This window comes from Lujinxingia vulgaris, assembly GCF_007997005.1.
Classification (GTDB): Bacteria; Myxococcota_A; Bradymonadia; order Bradymonadales; family Bradymonadaceae; genus Lujinxingia.
Genome location: NZ_VOSL01000018.1, coordinates 1 through 7,901 on the forward strand (window position 1 = coordinate 1; position 7,901 = coordinate 7,901).

Genomic DNA, 7,901 nt, shown 5'->3' on the forward strand with positions numbered 1-7,901 from the left:
GCCGCTGACGGTGTCGCTGCGTCCTCGCGGTAGCGCTGCTACAGCGTCGTCCTTGCTCCTTGTCAGACGTCGCCCTGTATGCGCTCGGGTTTATGGGTTCGCGTGAACCCCTCACCTCCCTTACGAATCGACCCGCGTCGCGTAGCGCGGCGCCGTCTGGGATTCGCGGTAGCGCTGCTACAGCGTCGTCCTTGCTCCTTGTCAGACGTCGCGCTGGATGCGCTCGGGTTTATGGGTTCGCGTGAACCCCTCACCTCCCTCACGAATCGGCCCGCGTCGCGTAGCGCGGCGCCGTCTGGGATTCGCGGTAGCGCTGCTACAGCTTCATCCCAGCCTCCTTGCTATCGAGAGCGCTGGATGCGCTCGGGTTTATGGGTTCGCGCGAACCCCTCACCTTCCTCACGAATCGGCCCGCGTCGCGTAGCGCGGCCGCCGTCTGGGATTCGCGGTAGCGCTGCTACAGCGTCGTCCTTGCTCCCTGTGAGGCGTCGCGCTGGATGCGCTCGGGTTTATTAGTGTGCGTTGTGTGCGGCTGACGGCGTCGCAGCGTCGTTGCGGTAGCGCTGCTACAGCGTCGTCCTTGCTCCTTGTCAGACGTCGCGCTGGATGCGCTCGGGTTTATGGGTTCGCGCGAACCCCTCACCTTCCTCACGAATCGGCCCGCGTCGCGTAGCGCGGCGTCGCACAACCACCTGACCACCCAACCACCTGTCGAAGCACCGAAGCACCGACCGGGGGTCGTGCAAGGTTCTTTGTTTATGCGGGTGATCCGCGATTTAGGGGCGATCAGGAGGGGGCGGTTTGGGGCGGGATTTCGGGTGCTTTGGGGCGCGTGGTACGCTGGCGCGCGATGGGATTTTGAGGGATGCGCCGGGCTCGTTTAAAACGAGCGGCAGGGCTGGATGGTGGAGGTTGAGGTCATGAGTCGAGGGACGCTTCGAGTCGGGTTGGGGACGGTGTTGGTGTGGGTCTGCGTGCTGTTTGTGCCGACGGTGAGCGCGCAGCCGACTGAGGCGGAGATCGGGGAGACGGCGACCTTTCTGACGCTATTTCCGGAGCTGCGCGCGATGGGGGCCCCGGAGTGGGTGCAGCCGGGGGTGCGGGTGAGCTATCAGACCGCCGCCGGCGGGGTGATCCAGTACGATGTGGTGCATCGCGATGGGGCGCAGGTGCTGCTTCACCAGCATAGCTATCTCGACGGGGGCGCCGGGGTGGTGCTCGCCGGGCAGGCGGTGGGGCGCGGGCTTCCGGGGCTGGGGCCGGTGTGGTTGAACCCGCAGGTGTTGGCCGGGGCGGAGTCGAAGGCCAGCGCGCAGCTCAGCGTGTCGCGCTACTCCAGGAATGTGGCCGGCACCATGATCGAGGTGGTGCGTTTTCAGACGCAGACCACCAACGGGCAGACCGTCTTTGAGTTCAGCGCGGGGTCGGGGACGCTGGTCTTCAGCAGCGTGGCCTCGCCAGGCTCAGCGGCGCAGATGACGATGGTGAACCGACGGGAGGTGGCGCTTCCCTGGGAGGCGGGGAGGGCGCCGGGGTGGGTGCGCCCGGGGACGCGCCTGGAGTATGCGGGGAGCAAGACGACGGCGGTGAGCGGGGCGGGGACCTCGCAGCAGGAGGTGGTCGCCCGGGCGGAGCTGGCGCAGGCGGGGGCGGGCTGGTCACTGGCGCAGATGAGCACGGCGGTGCAGGGGGTGTTTCAGGGCGGCGGGGTTCAGGCCACCGGGAGCGTGCAGCCGGGCGGGGCGTTGTGGTTGTCGCAACAGGCGCTCAGCGTGGTGGCGCCCTCGGTGGCGACGGCGATCGACGTCGACCCGGTGACCGGGGCGCAGCTGTTCTTGCTGCGTGAGAGCGATGGGTCGGTGGTGCTGCAGCAGCTGCTCAGCGGGGCGACGCAGACCTGGGTGTACAGCCCGGAGCTCGGCGTGCTGGAGCGGCAGATTCAGGAGACTCGCTCGCCAGCGTCGACCGAGGTGATCGACATACGCCGGGTGGGAGGAAGCGACCTGGAGGCGCTCTCGCAGCTGGAGCCCCTGCCCGATGATCCTGCCGAGGTGGGTGGCGCAGCTGGCGGTGCAGGGCGCGATGGGGAGGGGGGTGGATGCCGCGCGGCAGCCTCGGGCGGTCCTGGCTCTCTGTGGGTGCTGGTGCTGTTGATGGGGGTCGGCGTGTCTCGCGTGGTCAGGCGAGGGGGTGTGAGAGCGCGGTGTTGAACTGACCGGGGGGGCGTGCAAAGAACCGACCGGGGGTCGTGCAAGGTCCTTTGTTGCAAAGAACCGACCGGGGGTCGTGCAAGGTCCTTTGTTGATGCGGGGAATCGGGGCGTTTAAGGGTGGTGATTTGCACAGCACACAAGGGGGGATAAGAGGGGCGACGCGAGTCGCCGATCGGGCCTGTCGGTGGAGTGGTCTGAGAGGTAGTATCGCGTCGCGAAGAGCTTCGATGGTGTGGGGTGTTTCAGGAGTAAAACGATGAAGCGATGGCAACGACTGGCAGGGGTGGTGGGGGCGTGTGTGGGGCTTCTGGGCGTGGGGTGTAGCCCCCTGGGAGAGGCGATCGATCGCGAGGTCTCGTCAGGATATTATGAGGCGGCCAGGGGCGATGGGGTGATCTTCTCGGCGGGCGGGAACTGGCAGATGGTGGGGCATCACGTGGTAGAGGGGGCCGATCGCGAGAGCTTTCGTCCACTGGCCGAAACGATCGCTGTGGATCGGGAACGGGTTTATTACCGGGAGCACGCGCAGCCGGCCATCGATCGGGAGAGCTTTGAGGTCGAGGGCAAGGTCTGGCGTGACGCGGCGAAGGTCTATTTCGCCCGGGCCGGAGAGACGATGTTGGCGCCGGTGGAGGGGGCGGACCCGGCGAGTTTTCGCTATCTCTTTGAGGAGAGCGTCAACCCGAGGATGTGGGCGCGAGACGCGCAGCGCTACTACCTGGAGCATGTTCCGATTGATGTCGATACGGCGACGTTTCGCTTTTTAAATCAAGGGTTTGTGGCGGATCGGGAGCAGGTGTATCGCAACCAGATGCACCTGACGCCGGTGGTTGACGTGAGCGGCCCGATCGAGGTGATCAACGCGTTTCACCTGCGGATGGGAACGCGCGTTCTCAGCGGGGGGAGCTGGGCGCATCGGGTGCTGGAGTTTGAGGCGATCGACGCGCTTCGCTCCATCAGTGATCGGGTGGTGGTGATCAACGATCAGGTCTACGAGCAGGGGGAGCAGGTCGTCGGGTGGGCGGGGGATAGCGCGACGCTTCAGGCCTGGCCGCAAAACTCGACCTACGCCCGGGACGCCGAGCATGTGTACGCGTTGGTGCCGACGCTTCGGCGGATCGAGGGGGCGGATCGAGACAGTTTTGAGCCGATGGAGGGGTACGGCGCCTACGCGCAGGATGCGCAGCAGGTGTATTACCGGGGGCAGGTGCTGGAGGGCGCTGACCGGGAGACCTTTGAGATCGTCGTGGGTGAGCAGGGGCCCTACGCCCGTGATAAGCACGGGGCGTTTGTGATGGGTGCGCGGCGCTGAGCGAGGGGCTCGGCGTGCGTCGGCTCCGGGTTGGGGACCTGAACGACCAGAATGAGTCGACTTCAGGTGCATCGATCACGGACAAGTTGCACCGACCGGGGGTCGTGCAAGCTTCTTTGTTTATGCGGGGGATCGTCGGTTTTGATGTCACGGGAAACCGACCGCGTGGGGAACCGACCGTGGGTCGTGCAACGCGTGGGGAACCGACCGTGGGGAACCGAGGTGCACCGACCGGGGGGGGCAAGGTTCTTTGTTTATGCGGTTTTGATGTCGTGGGAAACCGACCGAGGGTCATGCAAGGTCGAAATGAAAGGAAAAGGCTGGATGGGGCGCATAGAACCAGGGGGATGTTCGACCCCGGGTCAGATCGAGGTTGGGCGTGGGAAACCGACCGAGGGTCGTGCAAGGACGCGTGGTTATGCGGGTGATCGTCGGTTTGGTAGGTTGAGAGTGCGATCGCACCTGTTCCTCCAAGTCCCCACTTTTTTGCGATGCTGACGCAACATCCCGCGCCGGCGCTCGATAACAGGCAGAGACGTATTCATCTCGTTTACCTCTTTGCCCGGAGAGCCCCATGACTCGCCCCCGCCGTCATGTAGAAGAGCAGGTTGCCATGATGACGCGTCGTTGCCTGGATCGTCAGTTTTTTATGCGCGCCGATGAGACGATGAACGCCATTGCTAACTACGAGATCGCGCGCTCCGCGGGGCGAAGCGGCGTCTCGGTGCACGGGGTGGCGGTGATGTCCAACCACGTGCACATCGTGGTGACCGACCCGAAGGCTAAACGCAGCGGCTTTATGCGCGATGCGATGGCGGGTTTTGCCCGGGCGCGTAACGCCGATCTGGGGCGGCGCGGCTACTTCTGGGATGATCAGCCCTATTGCGACACGGTGCTCCTGGATCATGAGGCGATGGAGGAGAAGTTGCTCTACACCTTCTTAAACCCGGTGCTCGCCGAGCTTGTGGACCGGGTGGAGGAGTGGCCTGGCTTCATGATTCGGCCCTCGGACTGGGAGAAGCCCGTGAAGGTGCGGCGCCCGGACGACTTCTACAGCAAGCGGCAGCCGGAGTTTATCGAGTTCACGGCGAAACGGCCGCCGGGCTACGACCATATGACGCTGGAGGAGCTCGTGGCCTACTTCGAGAGACGTATTAAGGAGAAAGAAGACGAGCTGATCGCCGAGCGCGAGCGCGAGAAACGACGGGTGGCGGGCATTGCCGATATTCTGGCGAAGTTGCCGACGTTTCGTCCCACTACGGAGTCTGAATCCGGGAGAATTCGCCCGCGCTTTGCGTCGAAGAATCCCGAGGTGATGCGCGCGGCGATCGAGCGGGAGCGGGCGTTTTACGCCGCGTACAGGCGCACGCGTGAGCGGTGGGTGCAGGGCAAGAAGCGGTTGGTGTTTCCCAACGGGACGCTCTGGCTCAAGCAGAACGCGCCGGTGAAGTGCGGGGAGCGCGACCCGAATGAGGCCGGTTTGGCGCCGAATATGCGTCCTGCGCCTGGTGAGTCGGTCTCACTGGCGGGCTGAGCCTGGCGCGGTCATGATGCCGGCGGCGGGCTGTCAGGGGAGCGGGCTGGCTTGGAAGTGTGGGCCTGGCTTGCGATGAGGTGGCGATAGGCCGCCGGGTGGTTAGAACATCGGGGGACTCTGTGCTCTGACGCGTAGTGAGCGTTCAGGGCCGAGCTCTGTGTGGGGTGAGGAGCTGGAGACGATCGGGGGGCGTTGGATCGGGTGGTTTTGGGGCGATGAGGTCTCTCGAGCAGCGGTCGATGTGGCTTACGGGGTGGGAGAATGTTTGGGAGCTGGCGCGGGGAAGGAAATCGGGGCGGAAACAGGCCGGTAGCGGCGATGCGACGCGGGGGTGATGGGCCGCATCGCCGCATAGATGCTGGTTGATGTGCGACTGTCGGTCGGGGGGTGTACGACTGTCGGTCGGGGTCAGGACATGAGGTCAACGTCGCCTGTGGAGCAGATGAGCATGGTGGTGGGGAGGTCTTTGAGGAAGCCGGAGTAGGCGGAGTGGAACGCCTCGGCGTGCTCGTCGGCGGGGGGACGAAAACCGAGCATGACCAGGTCGGCGTCGGCGGAGACCAGGGGGAGCTGGGTGGCGAAGTCGCCCCGGGGCAGGACTTCGTAGTCGGCTTCCAGGCGGGCCGCGTCGAGGAGGGCGGCGAGCTGGGCTGCGGCTTCATCGCGGGTTTCGCCCGGGTCGAGCATCGTGATCAGGCGGATGCGGGCGCGGTTCCACAAAAAGTTGTGGCTTAAGAGGTAGGCCAAAACGACCATCAAGGAGCCGTTTTGTTCGCCGCGCCACCAGATGTCGATGCGTCCGGGGTTGGAGGGAAGGCCGCGGTCGACCAGGATCACCTGGCTCATGCCCAGCTCGTGGGTCATGTGAAGCTGGTGCGCAAAGCCCACATAGTCCCGGGGGCGTGAGGGCCAGCCGGAGACGACCATATTGGGCTTGATGGGGCCGATGGACTGGGCCTGCAAGAGCATCGAGAGGCCCTCTTTGAAGGAGGGGCTGACGACGACGTCAACGTAGGCCTGGAGCTCGTTGTCGTGCACGTAGGCTTCGAGCTCTTCGCGGGCCTGTGCGCGCTCATCGAGGCGCTCATAGAGGTCGCCCTCCAGCACGTTGACCATCGTGGTGATGCCGCGGCCACTGCCCAGCCACAGGGCGTAGGTGGTCAGGGTCTCGCGGGTGTGCGGGTTTCCGGAGAGCACCAGCGAGGTGGGGCGCCAGTTTTTGGGGTGCTTCTCAAAGGTCGCCAGCTTGGCCAGGTTGGCGCGTACGCGCTCGTAGTAGAAGCCGCGTCGGGCGTCGCCGAAGGTGTTCTGAAGCACCCGGCGAGAGATGAAGAGGAAGATGCCGGCGACGAGAATCAGCGAGATCAGGGCAGCGAGCGCGTTGATCAAAAAGGCGGCCACCAGGCAGCCCACGCCGCCGATGAGGGCGGTCGACCAGTGGAAGAAACGAAAGCGGGGACGAAAGGAGGGGTTGCGGCTGAACTGCTCGATAAACGCCGCGGCGTTGGTCATGCCGTAGGCAAAGAGGAAGAACATCGTGAGGACGACGGCCACCGCGTTGAGCGCGTCGCCCCCGGCGCCGGCCAGAATCAACACCAGGATGCCCATGCCAAAGGAGAGCCAGAGTCCGCGTCGGGGCTCATCGCCCTGCTCGGTGCCTTTGGCGAAGTAGCCCAGGCCGGGGAAGATGTCGTCGCGGGCCAGCGCCTGGAGGATGCGCGGGGCGCCCAGCAGCGAGCCGATGGCGCTGGAGATGGTCGCCGCAAACACGCCGGCGGTGACCAGAAAGGCCGCCGGGCCGGCCTGGGCCAAAAGCGATCCGAAGGGATCCCCGATGAGGTTGGCGCGGCTTGTGGAGCCTCCGGAGACGATGATGTTGAAGAGGTAGACCAGAAAGCCCACCCCGATCGCCGCCAGCGTACCCCGGGGAATGGAGCGCTCCGGCTCTTTGAGGTCCCCCGACATGTTGACGCCGGCGTCAATGCCGGTGACCGCCGGGAAGAAGATCGCAAAGACCACCCAGAAGGAGTTTCCCTCGGTGTAAGCCGACGCCCAGTTCGCGCGGGCGACGTCCGGATCGAAGTCCAGGATCCCGCCGATGAGAAACGCCCCGATGCTCAAGACCAGGATCGTCAACACCACGTACTGGGTCTTAATCGCCCAGCTTGCGCCGACGTAGTTGATGACAAAGAGCACCGCGATGGTGGCCAGGCCGATCCCCGTAAAGTGCTCCTGGGCGGCCGGAAAGGTGATGGCCAGGGCCTCCACAAAACCCAGAATATAAAAGGGCACTGCCAGCGCCTGGGCAAAGAAGAGCGCCAGGCCGATGGCTCCGCCGAACTCCGGCCCCAGCGAGCGGGAGATGAGAAAGTAGGCGCCGCCACCTTTGATCTCGGTGTTGGTGGAGACCGCTGAGATCGACAGGCCGGTCAAAAAGGTGATCGAGGTGGCGATGACCAGGATCAACATCGCCGAGCCCAGGCCGGCCTGCCCCGTGACAAAGCCCGAGCGCATGAACATGATCACGCCCAGGATGGTCAAAATCGAGGGCGTGAAGACGCCGCCGAAGGTGCCAAACTGGTTTTTGAGATGTCCGCTGGCGGTGGTTTCTGAGGGCGGTACAGCGGGTAAGGACATCGTAGGCTCCAACGCTCGTGGGGGGATATGCCCGGAAGAAATAGAACGCGGTTGGGGGGAGCGTCAATGTTTCGGGGCGCCGGAGGTACGCGGTGTGGGGAGTTGGCGTGTGGGTCAGGGGGGGCGCGTTTTGTGGTTAGGTGGTTGTGGGGCGCCGGAGGTACGCGGTGTGGGGATTTGGCGTGTGGGTCAGGGGGGGCGCG

Annotated in this window: 4 protein-coding genes; 3 read left to right on the forward strand and 1 reads right to left on the reverse strand. The window is 65.0% G+C overall.

Features of this window, described 5'->3' with window-relative positions; translation table 11 throughout:
• Positions 1-920 precede the first annotated feature (920 nt).
• From FRC96_RS03840 to FRC96_RS03850, 3 genes are all read left to right on the forward strand, one after another.
• Positions 921-2,210 carry a hypothetical protein gene (locus FRC96_RS03840; RefSeq protein ID WP_146972878.1) on the forward strand — a complete coding sequence of 430 codons (1,290 nt, stop codon included), beginning with the start codon at positions 921-923 and terminating at the stop codon, positions 2,208-2,210.
• Between the two features lie 258 nt (positions 2,211-2,468).
• Positions 2,469-3,524, forward strand: a complete 1,056-nt coding sequence (locus FRC96_RS03845; RefSeq protein WP_146972880.1) for a DKNYY domain-containing protein — start codon at positions 2,469-2,471, stop codon at positions 3,522-3,524.
• Positions 3,525-4,098: 574 nt separating this feature from the next.
• Positions 4,099-5,058 (forward strand): hypothetical protein, encoded by a 960-nt coding sequence (locus FRC96_RS03850; RefSeq protein ID WP_146972883.1) that lies wholly within the window; start codon positions 4,099-4,101, stop codon positions 5,056-5,058.
• Between the two features lie 411 nt (positions 5,059-5,469).
• Here the strand turns inward: FRC96_RS03850 and FRC96_RS03855 are convergent, their stop codons facing one another.
• On the reverse strand, positions 5,470-7,698 hold the full coding sequence (locus FRC96_RS03855) for an amino acid permease (RefSeq protein WP_146972885.1): 2,229 nt from the start codon (positions 7,696-7,698) through the stop codon (positions 5,470-5,472).
• Between the last annotated feature and the right edge of the window lie 203 nt (positions 7,699-7,901).

Coding starts and splice junctions, on each gene's coding strand:
- FRC96_RS03840 (WP_146972878.1), top strand. CDS start 921: ATGAGTCGAGGGACGCTTCGAGTCGGGTTGGGGACGGTGTTGGTGTGG.
- FRC96_RS03845 (WP_146972880.1), top strand. CDS start 2,469: ATGAAGCGATGGCAACGACTGGCAGGGGTGGTGGGGGCGTGTGTGGGG.
- FRC96_RS03850 (WP_146972883.1), top strand. CDS start 4,099: ATGACTCGCCCCCGCCGTCATGTAGAAGAGCAGGTTGCCATGATGACG.
- FRC96_RS03855 (WP_146972885.1), bottom strand. CDS start 7,698: ATGTCCTTACCCGCTGTACCGCCCTCAGAAACCACCGCCAGCGGACAT.